This is a genomic window from Ralstonia psammae, from assembly GCF_958405935.1.
Classification (GTDB): Bacteria; Pseudomonadota; Gammaproteobacteria; order Burkholderiales; family Burkholderiaceae; genus Ralstonia; species Ralstonia psammae.
Map to the genome: position 1 here is coordinate 68,857 of NZ_CATZBU010000011.1, position 16,314 is coordinate 85,170.

15 protein-coding genes and 1 tRNA gene are annotated in these 16,314 nt (G+C 63.6%); 6 read left to right on the top strand and 10 right to left on the bottom strand.

Going from position 1 to position 16,314, the window contains the following annotated elements; translation table 11 throughout:
• Positions 1-10: 10 nt before the first annotated feature.
• From R2N16_RS19270 to lpxO, 9 genes are all read right to left on the bottom strand, one after another.
• On the bottom strand, positions 11-1,012 hold the full coding sequence (locus R2N16_RS19270) for an ABC transporter ATP-binding protein (RefSeq protein WP_316667599.1): 1,002 nt from the start codon (positions 1,010-1,012) through the stop codon (positions 11-13).
• Positions 1,009-2,016 carry an ABC transporter ATP-binding protein gene (locus R2N16_RS19275; protein ID WP_316667601.1) on the bottom strand — a complete coding sequence of 336 codons (1,008 nt, stop codon included), beginning with the start codon at positions 2,014-2,016 and terminating at the stop codon, positions 1,009-1,011. The genes R2N16_RS19270 and R2N16_RS19275 overlap by 4 nt, the downstream gene beginning before the upstream one ends.
• On the bottom strand, positions 2,013-2,942 hold the full coding sequence (locus R2N16_RS19280) for an ABC transporter permease (RefSeq protein ID WP_316667602.1): 930 nt from the start codon (positions 2,940-2,942) through the stop codon (positions 2,013-2,015). Before R2N16_RS19280 ends, R2N16_RS19275 begins: the two co-directional genes overlap by 4 nt.
• Entirely contained in the window at positions 2,939-3,922 is a 984-nt protein-coding gene (locus R2N16_RS19285) for an ABC transporter permease (protein WP_316667604.1), read from the bottom strand. Before R2N16_RS19285 ends, R2N16_RS19280 begins: the two co-directional genes overlap by 4 nt.
• Positions 3,919-5,418: an FAD-dependent oxidoreductase gene (locus R2N16_RS19290; protein ID WP_316667607.1), complete on the bottom strand. Its 1,500-nt coding sequence runs from the start codon at positions 5,416-5,418 to the stop codon at positions 3,919-3,921. The genes R2N16_RS19285 and R2N16_RS19290 overlap by 4 nt, the downstream gene beginning before the upstream one ends.
• Positions 5,415-6,389, bottom strand: coding sequence for a LysR family transcriptional regulator (locus R2N16_RS19295; protein WP_316667609.1), 975 nt, complete (start codon positions 6,387-6,389; stop codon positions 5,415-5,417). The genes R2N16_RS19290 and R2N16_RS19295 overlap by 4 nt, the downstream gene beginning before the upstream one ends.
• 166 nt (positions 6,390-6,555) lie before the next feature.
• A complete protein-coding gene (locus R2N16_RS19300; protein WP_316667611.1) occupies positions 6,556-7,707 on the bottom strand; it encodes an ABC transporter substrate-binding protein in 1,152 nt (383 codons plus the stop codon).
• Between the two features lie 208 nt (positions 7,708-7,915).
• On the bottom strand, positions 7,916-8,533 hold the full coding sequence (locus tag R2N16_RS19305) for a BPSL1445 family SYLF domain-containing lipoprotein (protein WP_316667613.1): 618 nt from the start codon (positions 8,531-8,533) through the stop codon (positions 7,916-7,918).
• 308 nt (positions 8,534-8,841) lie between these two features.
• Positions 8,842-9,744 carry a lipid A hydroxylase LpxO gene (gene lpxO / locus R2N16_RS19310; protein ID WP_316667615.1) on the bottom strand — a complete coding sequence of 301 codons (903 nt, stop codon included), beginning with the start codon at positions 9,742-9,744 and terminating at the stop codon, positions 8,842-8,844.
• A gap of 261 nt (positions 9,745-10,005) precedes the next feature.
• Here lpxO and R2N16_RS19315 point away from each other — a divergent pair, with 261 nt between their 5' ends.
• Positions 10,006-10,566, top strand: coding sequence for a hypothetical protein (locus R2N16_RS19315; protein ID WP_316667617.1), 561 nt, complete (start codon positions 10,006-10,008; stop codon positions 10,564-10,566).
• A gap of 20 nt (positions 10,567-10,586) precedes the next feature.
• Here the strand turns inward: R2N16_RS19315 and R2N16_RS19320 are convergent, their stop codons facing one another.
• Positions 10,587-10,982, bottom strand: a complete 396-nt coding sequence (locus R2N16_RS19320; RefSeq protein WP_316667618.1) for a hypothetical protein — start codon at positions 10,980-10,982, stop codon at positions 10,587-10,589.
• 104 nt (positions 10,983-11,086) lie between these two features.
• Here R2N16_RS19320 and R2N16_RS19325 point away from each other — a divergent pair, with 104 nt between their 5' ends.
• From R2N16_RS19325 to R2N16_RS19345, 5 genes are all read left to right on the top strand, one after another.
• Positions 11,087-11,941, top strand: a complete 855-nt coding sequence (locus R2N16_RS19325; protein ID WP_316667620.1) for an NUDIX hydrolase — start codon at positions 11,087-11,089, stop codon at positions 11,939-11,941.
• Between the two features lie 8 nt (positions 11,942-11,949).
• Positions 11,950-12,816 carry a formyltetrahydrofolate deformylase gene (purU, locus tag R2N16_RS19330; RefSeq protein WP_316667622.1) on the top strand — a complete coding sequence of 289 codons (867 nt, stop codon included), beginning with the start codon at positions 11,950-11,952 and terminating at the stop codon, positions 12,814-12,816.
• Between the two features lie 25 nt (positions 12,817-12,841).
• Complete coding sequence (gene dnaQ / locus R2N16_RS19335; protein ID WP_316667624.1) at positions 12,842-13,570, top strand: DNA polymerase III subunit epsilon; 729 nt, start codon at positions 12,842-12,844, stop codon at positions 13,568-13,570.
• 71 nt (positions 13,571-13,641) lie between these two features.
• Positions 13,642-13,716, top strand: a tRNA-Val gene (locus R2N16_RS19340).
• A gap of 665 nt (positions 13,717-14,381) precedes the next feature.
• A complete protein-coding gene (locus R2N16_RS19345; protein WP_316667626.1) occupies positions 14,382-16,304 on the top strand; it encodes a PrkA family serine protein kinase in 1,923 nt (640 codons plus the stop codon).
• Positions 16,305-16,314: the final 10 nt, after the last annotated feature.

Genomic DNA, 16,314 nt, shown 5'->3' on the forward strand with positions numbered 1-16,314 from the left:
TGAATGTCGTTCAGTTCGCGTCGTTCAGATGACAGGCGCTGACATGGTTGACCGCAATGCCGCGCAGCGTCGGCGTTTCGGTCGTGCAGCGGGGCATGGCGTGCGGGCAGCGCGGGTGGAAGTGGCAGCCCGTGGGCGGGTGCAGCGGGCTCGGCATCTCGCCCTGAATGGCGGTGAACGTCTTGTGCCGGGCAGACAGGCGCGGAATCTCCGCCAGCAATGTCTGCGTGTAAGGATGGTTCGGGCGGCGGAAGACTTCCTCTGCCGGCGCGGATTCCACCACGCGGCCGAGGTACATGATCACTACGCGGTCCGACAGGTGTTCCACCACACCCAGGTCGTGACTGATGAAGAGGTAGGTCAGGTTGAGCTGCTCGCGCAGGTCCATGAACAGGTTCAGGATCTGCGCCTGGATCGAAACGTCCAGCGCTGCCACGGCCTCGTCACAGACGAGCATCGACGGCTGCACCGCCAGCGCTCGAGCAATTCCGATACGCTGCCGCTGGCCGCCGCTGAACTGGTGCGGATAGCGGTCGCGCAGCGCAGGGTCCAGGCCCGCGCGCTGCATCTGCGCAGCCACGTAATCGGCAAAGTTGGCGCGGTCGGTCAACCCATGCACACGCGCCGCTTCACCGATGATCTCTTCCACGCGCAGGCGCGGGTTGAGGCTGGCGTAGGGGTCCTGGAAGATCATCTGGATCTTCAGGCGGGCCGCGCGGGCTTCATCTCCGGAGAGCGCATCGAAGGCTTTGCCGTCCACGCGCACCTCGCCGGCCGACGGGGGCATCAAGCCCGCAGCAATGCGGCCGAGCGTGGATTTTCCGCAGCCCGATTCGCCGACGAGCCCGACGACTTCACCGGGCTGGATCGCGAGGTCGACACCATCGACAGCACGAACAATCGCTTGCGGATGTGCCAGGCCGAAGCGCTGCAAAACGCGATCACCCATGCCGACCTTGCGATCGGTAAAGCGTTTGCTGACCTGTTTGAGTTCGACGAGGGGCGTGCTCATGCGACCTCCCGCGAGGAGCCAGCGTGCTGCATGCCCGGATGGAAGCAGCGCACGAGGCGCTCAGGTATCGGCTGGGTGATCTCGGGGCGCACGCCGCAGAGATCGGTTGCACGCGGGCAGCGTGCCGCAAATGCACAGCCCGCCGGCAGCGACAACAGGTTCGGTGTCATGCCCGGAATCTGGCGCAGGCGCTGGCCGCGGCGGTTCTCGCTCGGCAGGCTGTCGATCAGGCCCATGGTGTAGGGGTGCAGCGGTGCATCGAGCACGGCATCGACCGGCCCGTGTTCAACGATGCGGCCGGCGTACATCACGGCCACCTCATCGGCCAGACCGGCAACAACAGAGAGGTCATGCGTGATCCAGATCAGCGCCGTGCCGTGCTGGCGCGCGAGCTTCTGCACTTCGGACAGGATCTGCGCCTGGATGGTCACGTCCAGCGCCGTGGTCGGTTCGTCGGCAATGATCAGGTCAGGCCGATGCAGCATCGCAATGGCAATCGCTACGCGCTGGCGCATGCCCCCGGACAGCTGATGCGGATACGCGCGCAGCCGTTCTTCGGGGCTCGGAATGCCCATCAGGCCGAGCGTGTCGCGCGCATGGTCACGGGCTTGCCTGTGGCTCATGCTGGTGTGCGCACGCACGGCCTCGGTCATCTGGGCCTCGATGCGCAGCACGGGGTTGAGCGTCATCATCGGGTCCTGGAAGACCATGGCGATGCGGTTGCCCTGCAGCTTGCGCAGCTCGCGCGGGACAAGCTTGGTCAGGTCGCGGCCTTGGTAGAGGATCTCGCCGCCGACCACGCGGCCGGGCGGGTCCACCAGGCCCATGATCGAGAAACCGGTGACGGATTTGCCAGAGCCCGATTCACCCACCAGCCCGAGAATGCGCCCACGCGCCAGCGAGAACGACACATCGTCCACGGCTGGCAGCACGCCGTCGCGCGTGAAGAAATGCGTGCGCAGGTTGCGGACTTCGAGTGTGGTCGCGTTGTTGGACGCCGTCATCGTTGCGTCCTCGGGTTCAGCACTTCGCGCAGGCGGTCGCCTACCAGGTTGATGGCCACCAGCGCAAGCAGCAGCGCGATGCCCGGATAGAAACTGATCCAGTACTGGCCAGACAGCATGTATTGATATCCGTTGGAGATCAGCAGGCCTAAAGACGGCTCGGTAATCGGCACGCCCAGGCCCAGGAACGACAGCGTTGCTTCCAGCGTGATCGCGCGCGCCACCTGCAGCGTGCCCACGACGATCAGCGGCGGCAGGCAGTTCGGCAGGATGTGCTTGAGTGCGATGCGCCAGCCGGGCAGGGCGAGCGAGCGCGCGGCTTCCACGTATTCGCGGCGACGCTCGACCAGGGCCTGCCCGCGCACCGTACGCGCGTAGTACGCCCACTCCAGCAGCACCAGCGTCAGCACGACATTGCTGATGCTCTTGCCGAGATAGGCGAGGATCATCATTGCCACCAGCACCGACGGGAACGACAGCAGCAGGTCGACCGTGCGCATGATGATGCTGTCGACGCGGCCGCCCGCATACGCTGCAACGAGCCCGAACAGCGTGCCGATCACGGCCGCCACGGCTGCCGAACCGATCCCCACGCCCAGGCTGATGCGCAGGCCATAGAGGATGCCGGAGTACAAGTCACGTCCCTGGCCGTCTGTCCCGAGCCAATACGTGAACGCGCCCGTGCCGGCCGGCGAGCCGGGCGGCAGGCGCGAGTCCAGCACGTCGAGCTGCATCAGGTCGTACGGGTTTTGCGGGGTGATCCAAGGCGCGGCCAGCGCGGCCAGAATCAGCACCACGACAACCACCAGCCCGAAGATGGCAGCCTTGGATGCGAGGAAATCCGATGCCACTCGCCGCCAGGGCGATTGCTTGCGCGGGGCGGGCACCGTCGTTGCCGTCGTAGATTGCGAAGTCGTGTTCATCATGCAGCCTCCGCGCTATCCGCCGCTCGTACGCGCGGGTCCAGCATCCGATACAGGATGTCGACGATCAGGTTGAGTGACACGAACAGGCACACCACGACGATGAGGTAGGACACGATGACCGGGCGGTCCAGTGAGTTGATGCTGTCCAGAATCAGCTTGCCCGCGCCGGGCCACGCGAAGATGCTCTCGGTCACGACCGCAAACGCGATGGTCGAACCAAGCTCCAGGCCCAGCACCGTGACCAGCGGGATCAGCGTATTGCGCAGCACGTGCGCCAGCACCACGCGCAACGGCGACAAGCCCTTGGCCCGCGCGAACTTCACGTAGTCCTGCGGCAGCACCTCACGCACGCCGGCAGACGTCAGCCGCAGCACCAACGACAGCTTGAACAGCGACAGGTTGACCGCTGGCAGCACGAGGTGGCGCAGCCCATCAACCGTCAGCCACGACCATTCGATGCCGAACAGGCGCGCCGTTTCGCCGCGTCCGCTGGCGGGTAGCCAGCCGAGGCTCACGCTGAACGCCATGATCAGCATCAGGCCCACCCAGAACGTCGGCAGCGAAAAACCCACCACGCTGCCCGTCATGAGCAAGCGCGACACCGGATGGCGCGGATACAGCCCCGCGAACAGCCCCAACGGCACGCCAATCACCACCGCGATGATCAGGGCGGAAAACGCCAGCTCCAGCGTGGCCGGCAGGCGTTGCAGGATCAACTGGATGGCCGGTTCGTTGTAGACGAAGCTTTTGCCCAGATTGCCGTGCAGCGCGCCGTTCAGGAAGGCGAGGTACTGTTCCCACAAGGGCTTGTCCAGACCCAGCTCGGCAATGATGCGCGCGCGGTCGATCTGGTCCACGTCCTGACCGATCAGGATGTCGACCGGGTTGCCGATGGCGTGCAGGCCGATAAAGACGATCACCGTCATCACCAGCACGACCAGCAGCGCCTGGCCGATGCGGCGGATTAACCAACCTGTCATCGTGCAGCCTCCTGGCTGGAAGTGGTACTCGCTTGCAAGCTGGGCGGCGGGGCAGGCGTCCATTCATCGCCAAAGATTTCCGGCTCGGCATAGGCCTGGATGGCGGCGTAGTGCGCGTCGATGTCTTCCTGATACAGCAAGCCGGCAATGCCCTGCGCCAAGCGTTTCGCCCCTTCGCTGATGGCCGGGATGTCGCCCGAGACGCTGCCGTGGGTGACGGACGCCGGATAGCAGAAGCAATGCACGCGCGACAGGCCGGGCAGCGTGCCGGGCGTTTTCTCGCGAAATTCGAAGGCGTGGCCAAGGTCGGGCGAATCGGCAAGTTCCGCGTCTTCTTCGCCGGGGCGCGGCGTGTAGCGGTCGCGCCATTGGCGGATGTGTGGCGCCAGTGCGCTGAACTCGGGGCGTGCGGCCCAATCGGTGCGAAAGCCCGTCGAGAAGATCAGGAAGTCCAGTTGGAACACGCCCTTGGTCGTGGCCACGTGCAGCACGCCATCGTGCTCGTCCACGCCCAGGATGCCGCAGCCGAGGTTGAAGCGCGCATTCGGATGCCGCGACACGCGCAGCGTGCTGCCGCGTGGCGGTGGGACCTGCTCGACATTGATGTAATGCCGGATACGCCATTTCCACGCGTCGGGCAGATGCAGGTGACCATGCACGAGCCCCGGGCTGCCGGCACCCTTGCCCTTGTTCACGCGCGGCAGATCGGGGCGCCGGATCAGCATGTCGACGCTGGCGGCCCCGGCTTCCAGGGCCGTTGCAGCCGAATCCATGGCTGATGCACCGGCGCCGATCACGCCCACGCGCTTGCCGGCCAGCGTGCCGTAGTCCATCTCGTCAGACGAATGCGCCCACCACCGGCGCGGCAGCCGGTGCGCAAAGTCCGGCACGGATGCACCGCCAAGCCCATCACGGCCGGTGGCTAGCACCACGCGGCGCGCAAACACGCGCTGGGTCGGTTGGCCCGGCGCGTCGATCAGCAGTTCAACAGCGCCATCCACGCGCGGGTGGATCCTCTTCACGTAATGGTCGTTGCGCACGTCGAGCTGAAGCACGCGGCGGTACCAGCGCAGGTAGTCCATCCATTGCAGGCGCGGGATCTTGTCGAGCACCTCCCACGCATCGGTGCCGAACTGCGCTTCAAACCACGCGCGGAACGTCAGCGCCGGCAGGCCGAGCGCGGGGCCGGTCAGTTGCTTGGGCGAGCGCAGCGTTTCCATGCGCGCCGTCGTTGCCCACGGGCCCTCGAAGCCGACGGGCGAGCGGTCGAACACCACCACGCCGATGCCGAGATGCTTGAGCGATGCCGCTGCCGCCAGACCCGCCATGCCGCCACCGATGACAGCCACATCCAGCACGGGTTGACCATCCACCGTGTGTGGCAGCGTCCAGTTTTTGGCGGGGAGTTCAAGCCAGGACAGGTCCTGGTGCAAACGCGCTTCCAGCGCTGCGAGCCCAGTGACTTGCGGCGCGTTGTCTTGTTGTGCAGCGGTCATGCGGACGCGCCTTCGGTTTCGTTGATGGGTTCGCCATACAGCACCTGCAGCATGCTGGCATGGCGCGCCGGATCGTGCAGCTTGCAGTCCGGCAGCAGACGCTGCGCCGCGCGCGCGAGGGCGTCGATCAGTGAAGTCACCGCCGCCGACGGCCGCTTGGCCTCGGGGGTGATCACGCCAAAGAAGAAGGGGATTTCGGCATCGATCGGGCGCACGGCCACGCCGTCGATCGGCACGCCGTACGCCGTCACCGGCTCCAGCAACGCGACGCCAAGGCCCGCACGCACGGCGGTCAGTGCATTGAGCGACGCGTTGGTCTCGATGAGCGAGACGGGCTCCACGCCGGCTTTCGCCAGCGCTTGATCCAGGCGGCGGCGCAATCGATACGGGTTGTGCATCGTGATGATGCGCTGCCCGGCGCAATCGGCCAATGCCACGCGCTTGCTGGCGGCCAGCGCGTCGTTTGCATGCACGGCAGCCACGCACGCGGCTTCGCCGATCCAATGCACTGTCACGCCGCGATGTTCCAGCGGCAGGCTGCTGATGCCAAGGTCGGCAGCGCCGGTCAGCACGGCGTGCACAACCTGCTCGGGCGAAGCGCTGCGAATCTGGACGTGCTGCGCCAGCCCAGGCTCATCGGCCAAGGCGGCGGGCAGCAAGCCTGCCGCCAATGCGGACGTGGCCGCCAGGCGCAGCGGGCGTGCCTCGCCGCGCGCGATTTCGTCGGCACGCGTGCGGATCTGACGTAAGCTGATCAGCGTATGTTCAACGTCTTCGTACAGCAGGAAACCCTGCTCCGTGGGCGAGACGCGTGGACCCGCACGCGTGAACAGGGCGTAGCCGATCTCGGCTTCGAGATCCTGGATGAGCCGGCTGATGGCCGGCTGTGAGCGTCCCAGCAGCTTGCCCGCCGCGGTGACGCTGCCGGTCGACATGACCGCGGCAAACGCTTCGAGTTGTCGGAGTTCCATCCGCCTGATTGATCCAAGTCATGCATGTGGTTCATGCATTCTGTTAGAGGCAGTATGCGAATTCCAAATAGTATTTTCTTATGTACTCATGCGTTTTGCGCTGGCAACCGCTATTTCCTGCGGTGCAGCTATTGCCGAGGCAGCCGACCCCACGGTGCGCTCCCGTCTATTTGACGAAGGTGCCGTTCGGCCCGATCACCGTCAGCTCCACGTAGTTCGAGCCCTTGCGCAGATTCGGGCCATAGTGGACTTCCAACCCGCCCAGGTCGATCGTGCCGGCGGCTTCCAGCCCCGAGACAAAGCTGGCCCGCGTGGGCGACTTGCCCGCGCGTTTGAGCCCCTCGACCAGCACGCGCGCGGCTGCGTAGCCCTCCATCATGGCATACGACGGTGCCACGCCGGCAGACTTTGCACTGGACGCCAACTCCCGGCCCAGCAACGAAGTCGAGCGCACCGGCGAGGGCATCACCTGCGAGATCACCACGCCACGCCCCAGCGCCCCGAGCGATTTCGCGAAGGCTAAACCGGCGTTGTTGGACAGCGCCGCAATCTGCGTGACCGTGCCCTGCTTGTTGAGTGCCTCGATCATTGCGCGCGCCGTCGTGCTTGGGCAGGCCAGGATCACCGCTTGCGGCGCGAACTTGCCTACGTCTGCCGTGGCCTTGGCGATATCCGGTTTCAGGCGGTCGACGGTGAAGATGCTGTGCGCGTCGGGAGGCAGCTTTTTCGTGGCGTTGCTGAAGCCGATCTCGGTGTCCTTGCCGAAGGTGTCGTTCACGTTGACGAGCGCCAGGCGGCGCAAGCCCAGCGTGTCGAAGTAATGCACCAGCTCGGCAATCTCCGCCTGGTATTTCGCGCGCACCACAAAGAGCAGCGGGTCGGGCTGATCGAAGAACGTTGAAGCACCGGTGGACGGCGCCACCACCGGCGCGCCGAGTGGGCGAGCCTCGGCCATGATCGCTTCGGTATTCGGTGTGCCGCGCGGCAGGAAGAGGGCGAAGACCTGTTTGTCGACCAGCAGCGTGTGCGCGTGCTTCTTGGAGGCGGCAGCATCAAAGCCGTCGTCTTCCGAGATCAACTCGATCTTGCGTCCGTTCACGCCGCCCGCGCGGTTTACGGCATCGAGATAGAGCTTGGCGCCCTGCGTCATCTCCTGAACCTGCTCGCCGGCGGGGCCAGTGAAGCCCGCGGTCTGGCCGATGACGATCTTGTTGTCGGTGATGCCCGGCTCGGCCATCGTCTGACCAGACGCCAGCAACAGCCCCGAAAGCCATGCGCATACAACGGCGCTGCGCAAGGCAGCGTTGCGACCTGTCATGTCTCCCCCTTTTTTCTGGGTGATTGTTTTGTCGTGTGCCGATACGGTGGCGCGCACTGCAACATCGGCCGGACGATGCTAGCCGAGAAGCCTCGCGCCGCCCCTCCGGATTTCCCTAGGGCCGCAACATTGCCGCAACGCTTCACGCGGGTGCGCGAAAAAAAACCGCCGTACGAAACGGCGGTATTGGCGATCAGCGACGCGCGGATCAGTTGTTCTGCTTCGTGATCTTCGTGCCTTCGATCGACGCGCCGGCCATCAGGCCTGCGTTGGTCAGGTTGAAGCCGATGATCGGCTGCTGTGCGGTGTTGGTATCCACCGCGCCGTTCGCACCAATCTTTGCCAGTGCCACGGTGGCATCCACACCGGCCGTCCAGCCTTGGCTGTTCTGGAATTTCTGCAGCGCCTCGTCCGTCATGAACAGGACGATGAGCGCACGCGATTGCGCCCCAGCCTGGAAGCCCACCGACGCCGAGGCAATGTTGTAGTAGCCCAGCGGACGGCCACCGCCGGTGCGCAGCACGCCTTCGCCGTATTGGCCACCCACCACAAAGCCGGCATTCAGCACGGAGGGGAACACCAGTACGCCCTTGGCGCGCGCGACCAGCTCCCGCGAGCCGTTGGCCGTGGTGTACAGGCGCGAGAGCACCGAATCGGCCTGCGAGTTGGTGGTGGCATGTTTGTTGGTCGACGTCATCACGTCGGAGCCCTGGGCATTCGGGCTGGTCGTGGTACAGGCCGCGATCTGGGTACCGAGCAGTGCGATAGCAGCAAGCGCGGCGGCGCGGGTGACGAGGGTCTGGCGGCTAATGAGGTTCTTTTTCATGGCGATCGATCTCACTGTCTTTGTTGTTGACGAGGGACATAGGCACACCGTCCCGCTCCGACTCGGTCCCATGCAATGCGCAAGGGTGTCGACCAAGGTGGAGCAAGCGGCGTGCCCGCCATATCGCATAAGCGCGGGAGCGCTCAATTCCTGACATTAGGCGAGATTTGTGCCCGATGTGGCGCTTTTTATTCACTGCTTTGTAAAAACGCAAGCCGACTGCAATGCGGGTTGCCTTTTTATACGCAACAAAAAACCGGCGCTTCAGGCCGGTTCTTTGTGCGAGGCAGGACGGAGAGGTTCAGCAATCAGATCCAGATGATCAACGCTGCCACGCCAATGATCAAGCCGAACTTCACCACGTAGTAGACCTTGCGGTTCCAGGCTTTGAAGCGACGGCGGTACTGGCCCATCATCCACACATAGCGGAACAGCTTGTTGATCCCGCCGGTCTGGTCGCCGTCGTCGTTGGGCGAACTGGCGGCGGTCATGACCTTGCGGCCGAGCCACTTGTTGACGCGCTGCGCCCAGCCGAATTTCATCGGGCGTTCGATATCGCAGAAGAGGATCAGGCGATCCTTGTCGGAGGCGTTTTCTGCCCAGTGCAGATAGGTCTCGTCAAAGACGACGCCCTGACCGTCGCGCCAACTGTGGCGCTGGCCGTCGACCTCGATGAAGCAGCGGTCGTCGTTGGGTGTGGACAAGCCGAGGTGATAGCGCAGCGAGCCGGCAAAAGGATCACGGTGCGGGTTCAGCTTCCCACCCGGCGGCAGTTCGGCAAACATCGCTGCCTTCACGCTGGGCAGATCGCGCAGCAGCGCGACGGTCTGCGGGCAGAGCTGTTCGGCTGACGGGTGATGGGCCTCGTACCACTTCAGGTAGAAACGCTTCCAGCCATTCTTGAAGAAGGAATTGAAGCCGGCATCGTCGTTCTTCTCCGCGGCCTTGATCTTGCGCAGGTTGATGAGCGCCAGGCCTTCGTCCCGAATCTGCGGCCACGCGGCCTGCAGCTTTTCCAGATCGGGAAAGCGCTCGACCGGCACATACGGCGTCTGGGGCACGCCCGAGAATGCGTACATGAAGCAGTTGACCGGCGCGACCACGGCCGAGTGGTCGAACATCTGGCGCCAGAATTTCAGGCGAACCTTGCCGCGAAAGTGCACGTACAGAATGGAGCCCAGATAGAGGGCCACGATAATCCACTTGATCAAGGCGATTTCCTTGCCGCACGGGGCGGTCAGCAATTGAGTGCATGCGCTGGCAGCGCAATCCGGCATTTTACCCGTGGCGAGGCCGGGCCGCGTGGGTCACCGCCAACAGTGCCCCCTCGTTTTGTGAAGCCACGTTACCGTTTGCGCCATCTTTGCAATGCGGAACCTCTGTATTGATTTGTCGCGAAATGTGCGTTGCGTTCTACAATTCGGCTTCGTCCGCCAGGCACACCTGGCCCAGGGCGATCACCGGAGGGAGCGATGGACGTCAAAAAACGCGACGAACAACCCAGCGACATGCCGACCACCATTGGCATCGTGCCGGGCAATGCGGAATCGCTGGAAGCGTCCATCCGCCGTGCCCAGGCAGCGCTGTCGGCGGTGTCTGCGCGACTGGCAAGCCGACCACCGGCCCCACGCCCGGACCCGGCCACAGAGCGCTTTGTTGAGACGGACGGCGCCATGTCACCGGCCGAAGCGCGCGCCCTGGCCGAACGCTGCATCGCCGGCGAGGCAACGGAGCCGGCAAGCCTGGCGCGGGCGTTTTCCGCATTGCTGGGGCAAATCGATGGATTGGAAGCCGACCATGCCGGCCGGCGCCGCGTGCTGCGGCAGTGGATGGTGAGCCAACTCACCTACAAGATGCTGTATCTGCACCACACCGGCCAGGATTCGACTGTGCCGCCGCGTGCGTTGCGCGCTCAGAAGGAGCGGGTGAAGGCGCAGGTTTCGGCATTGCTGGACGCGGGGCGTGCCTACGCCGATGTGCGCCTGACCGACCTGCGTCTTGCCGAGGATGGCAGCGCCGGCGGTCAGGGCTGATCGATCAAGCGATCAAGCGATCAATCCTCCTCGTCGTCGTCCGGCTCGGAGTCGAGAAATTCGCGGCGGGTGAGCCAGTCGGCGATGGCTTCGTCGCAGGCGTTCTTCAGCTTGGCCTTGTTGTCCACCTTGTCGAACAGCGTGAAGTTCATCAGCGCCAGGCCCAAGTCTGTGATGTAGAACATCCGCTTCGGGTTGTCGAAGTGGACGATGCGGCCGTCGATGTCGCCTTCGTCTTCCGGCTCGGCCGGTGCGTCTTCCAGTTCGACCACGCGGCAGGTGAAGCGTGGTGCGCGGGTGTGCGTCAGATATTCGAATTCATCGTGCGACACTTCGCCGGACGGTGTGACGGCAATGGCGAAGCCCCAGATAAAGCGCGGGGTCGGCAGATCCGACAGCTCGTCGATTTCATCCATCCTTGTTTCTCCAGTCTGATGACGGCTTGTATTAACGAAGCATTATCGCGCGACCCGTGCTGCACGGAAAGCACAATGCACGCACGACATTGTGAGGCGCTGACATGACCGATCCCCGCGTGCCGCGCATACGGGACGGCCTGGCCGCCCGGCAGGCGTTCGATGCCGACGCGCTGGTCCCCTGGGTTGTTGCCGGACAACGCGTCGGCTGGCTGCGTCGCGAGCGCGCTTCGCTGCTTGCGCGCTGGCCGCAGTGGTTCGACGTGTCGACGCAGCGGGTCGACTTGCGCGTGACACTCGCCACCGAGGCCGAACGCACCGCCGCGCTGGCCGAAGTGATCGCGCGGCTGGCTGAAGACGGCCACGTGCGCGGCTGGCGCGACGAGCGTTTTGCCGTCAACACCGGCTGGGGCACACCCACGCTGGCACTGATCGAACGCGCCGCCGCGCGTTTCTTCGGCATCCGTACCTATGCTGCGCACATGAACGGCCTGATCGACGGCGTTGATGACGCCGGGCCGGCGCTCTGGCTGGCCCGCCGCGCCCAAACCAAGCCGATCGACCCCGGCATGTGGGACAACCTCGTCGCCGGCGGCATTGGCCATGGCTTCGATGCGCGCGGCGCACTGGAGAAGGAATGCTGGGAAGAAGCCGGCATCGGCCCCGATCTGGCGGCCCGGCTGGTGCCGCGCGGCACGCTGGATGTGCTGCGCGAAGTGCCCGAAGGCGTCCAGTGCGAAACGCTCTTCGCCTTCGACCTGACACTGCCGGCCAGCTTCGTCCCCGCCAATCAGGACGGCGAGGTCGCCGGGCACCTGCGCGCCAGCCCCGACGTGGCGCTTGATATCATGGCGGACTTCGCGATGACGGTCGACGCCACGCTCGTTACCCTCGACGCCCTGGCGCGCCTGAGTTCGCCCCATGCGCCACAGCGGTTTGCGCCCGACAACAATAGATAAAACGCTTCATGAGTCACTCCGGTTTCATTCTTACCCTGTCGTGCCCCGACCAGCCTGGCATCGTCCACGCCGTGTCCGGCCTGTTGTTCGATCAGGGCTGCAACATTCTCGATTCGGACCAGTTCGGCGACGAATTCACGGGTCGTTTCTTCATGCGCGTGCATTTTGTGCCGCAGGGCCAGCCGCTTGATCTCGCCGCGCTGCGCGACCGCTTTGCGCCCATCGGCGAGCGTTTCTCCATGCAGTGGGGCATGTTCGACGCTGCAGTCAAGCCGCGCGTGATGATTCTCGTCTCGAAGATCGGCCACTGCCTGAACGACCTGCTGTTCCGTGCCCGCGCCGGCCAACTGCCGATCGAGATCGCGGCCATCGTTTCTAACCACCGCGATTTCTACCAACTGGCCGCGTCGTACGACGTGCCGTTCATGCACCTGCCGTTGCTGCAGGCGACGGACGCGCAGAAGGCACAGCAGGAAGCCCGGATCTGGGAGATCGCGCAGGAGCAGCAGATCGACCTGGTGGTGCTCGCGCGCTATATGCAGATTCTTTCCGACGACCTGTGCCGCAAGCTGGAAGGCCGAGCCATCAATATCCACCACTCGTTCCTGCCGAGCTTCAAGGGCGCCAAGCCGTACTACCAGGCGCACGAGCGCGGTGTGAAGCTGATCGGCGCAACGGCCCACTACGTGACGGCCGACTTGGACGAAGGCCCGATCATCGAACAGGAAATCGAGCGCGTGGACCACAGCATGGACCCGGAGCAGCTCACTGCCGTCGGCCGCGACGTGGAGTGCGTGGCGCTGGCCCGTGCCGTGAAGTGGCATGCGGAACATCGCATCCTGCTCAACGGCCACAAGACCGTCGTCTTCAAGTAATCCAGTCAGAGTAGGGGAGCGCGCGATGCGACAGATCATTCTGGATACGGAAACCACCGGCCTGAATGCGGCCACCGGCGACCGCGTGATCGAAATCGGCTGCGTGGAGATGGTCAACCGCCGCCTCACCGGCCGCAACCTGCACTTCTACATCAACCCCGAGCGCGAGATCGACGCGGGCGCGATGGCCGTGCACGGCATCACCAACGAATTCGTGGCCGACAAGCCGAAGTTCGCGGAGATCGTCAATGAGATCCGTGACTACGTCCAGGGCGCAGAGGCGATCATCCACAACGCCGCGTTCGACTTGGGCTTCCTGGACATGGAATTCCAGCGCCTGGGCCTGCCGGCCTTCCGCGAGCACCTGTCGGGCCATATCGACACGCTGCGCGAGGCGCGCCAGATGTTTCCGGGCAAGCGCAACTCCCTGGATGCGCTGTGCGACCGTCTGGGCGTGAGCAACGCGCACCGTACGCTGCACGGTGCGTTGCTGGATGCGGAACTGCTGGCCGAGGTCTACCTGGCCATGACGCGCGGCCAGAACACGCTGGTGATCGACATGCTGGAGTCGGGCGAAGGCGCATCGGCCGAAGCCGTTGCTGTCGACCTGAGCGCGTTGCAACTGCCGGTGCTGCTGGCGACCGAAGCCGAGGCCGAAGCGCACGCCGGCGTGCTCAAGGAGATCGACAAGGCCAGCGGCGGCAAGACCGTCTGGACGCGTGAAGCTGCGGAATCTGCGCCGCCGGCTGCCTGATCAAAAAAATGTGCGGCCAGGGTATTTACACGGCTGCGCCTTTTCGCCATAATCTCGTTTTCACCGCATTCGGGTGGTTAGCTCAGCGGTAGAGCACTGCCTTCACACGGCAGGGGTCACAGGTTCAATCCCTGTACCACCCACCAAACTGGCGAGAAATCGCTTAAAAGGCCCTCAGGCAAATGCCGAGGGCCTTTTTCTTTGTCCGCGTTCCCGTGCGGGCTATTCGGACCGCTTCTTCGCTGCGTCCGGCAAAACTTTCCTTCTGGCGTAAAAAAGAGACACCTTCGGCCGATCTGTTTCGGTCGTTCCGCCAAGCGCTGCGGGCGTATGCTGGGCGACGAAACGCATCGCCCAATGCTTTGCACAACGCGTTGTTGCGTCCCAGCGGGGGAAAGCTGCCGCTACAAGCGTAGCACCGCCGGTGCGCGCCATGCGCGGTACCACAGTTGGCGAGACACTGAAACGCAGGGATATCCCCCTCCTGTATTCAGCGTGCGTGCGGGAACTCACGCCGATCGGTTACGTACCAACCTGCGAGCGCGCAGGGAAGGCATGATGGGTACGCTTTCTGCTGTGCTCGGGGTAGTTGATCGTCGTGGTGCCTGTGCTGATGCATGGTGCAAGGTTCGTTTAGCACTTCATGCAGTCGAGCGCTAACGCCATCGCGATTCGTTGTGCACCGTTCCGGGCGCTCAACCGTTCTTGTGATCATCGGTGATTCGTCTACAGTGGAATCAGCAACGCACGCAAGAACTAGCCTGGCTCTCGCTTGTTGGTGTGGAGTAGGGAAGAAATCTACGGGGGAGATATGGATATTTTCCGCCACTACGCAACGCGTTTTGAAGCTCGCAAAGAGGACGAGTACAGCATCCAGGAGTATCTGGATATCTGCAAGAAGGACTCGACCGCCTATGCGACCGCCGCTGAGCGCATGCTCACCGCGATCGGTCAGCCGGAACTGGTGGATACCCACCATGATCCCCGTCTGTCGCGATTGTTCTTCAACAAGGTCATCAAGATCTATCCGGCCTTCCGCGAGTTTTACGGCATGGAGGACACGATCGAGCAGATCGTCTCTTTCTTCAAACATGCCGCGCAGGGTCTTGAAGAGCGCAAACAGATTCTTTACCTGCTGGGGCCTCCGGGCGGCGGCAAATCCTCGCTTGCCGAGAAGTTGAAGGCGCTGATGGAGCAGATTCCCATCTACGCGCTCAAGGACTCGCCCATTCACGAGTCTCCGCTCGGGCTGTTCTCGCCCGACGAAGACGGCAAGATTCTGGAGGAAGACTACGGTATTCCAAGGCGCTATCTGAACTCGATTGCCTCGCCGTGGGCGGTCAAGCGGCTGCACGAGTTCAATGGCGACATCACGCGCTTTCGCGTGGTGAAGCTGCATCCGTCGGTGCTGTCGCAGATTGCGATTTCCAAAACCGAGCCGGGCGACGAAAACAATCAGGACATTTCGTCGCTGGTCGGCAAGGTCGACATCCGCAAGCTGGAGGACTATCCGCAGGACGATCCGGATGCGTATTCGTATTCGGGCGGGCTGTGCCTTGCCAACCGCGGGCTGCTTGAGTTCGTGGAGATGTTCAAGGCCCCGATCAAGGTGTTGCACCCGCTGCTGACGGCCACGCAGGAGGGCAACTACAAGGGCACGGAGGGCTTTGGTGCAATCCCGTTCGATGGCGTCATCCTGGCGCACTCGAACGAGGCTGAGTGGCAGAGCTTCAAGTCCGATCGCAACAACGAGGCCTTCCTTGATCGCATCTACATCGTCAAGGTGCCGTACTGCCTGCGTGTCTCGGACGAGGTGAAGATCTACGACAAGCTGCTGCGCAACAGCTCGCTGGCCGCAGCGCCGTGCGCGCCGAACACGCTGAAGATGATGGCGCAATTCGCGGTGCTCACGCGCATCAAGGAGCCCGAGAATTCCAACATTTTCTCGAAGATGCGCGTGTACGACGGCGAGAGCCTGAAAGATGTCGACCCGAAAGCCAAGTCGTATCAGGAGTACCGCGACTTTGCCGGCATCGACGAGGGCATGACGGGGTTGTCGACGCGCTTTGCCTTCAAGGTGCTCTCGAAGGTGTTCAACTTCGATGGGTCGGAAGTGGCGGCCAATCCGGTGCATCTGCTGTACGTGCTCGAGCAGCAGATCGAGCGCGAGCAGTTTCCGCCGGAGACGGAATCCAAGCTGATGTCCTACATCAAGGAATACCTCACGTCGCCGTACGTGGAGTTTATCGGCAAGGAGATACAGACGTCGTACCTGGAGTCGTATTCGGAGTACGGGCAGAACATCTTCGATCGGTATGTCGTGTTTGCCGACCTGTGGATTCAGGATCAGGAATATCGGGACCCGAACACGGGCGAAATTCTCGATCGCAGCGCCTTGAACGACGAGCTGGAAAAAGTGGAGAAACCTGCGGGCATTTCCAACCCCAAGGACTTCCGGAACGAGATCGTCAATTTCGTGCTGCGGGCGAGGGCCAAGAATGGTGGCAAGAACCCAGTCTGGACCAGCTACGAGAAATTGCGCGCGGTGATCGAGAAGCGGATGTTCTCGACCACAGAGGACCTGCTGCCCGTGATCTCGTTCAATGCCAAGTCGTCGCACGACGACAAGGAGAAGCACCAGAACTTCGTCAACCGCATGGTGGAGAAGGGCTATACCCAGAAGCAGGTGCGCTTGCTGGTGGAGTGGTACCTGCGCGTCCGGAAGTCATCTTAAGCAGATAAGG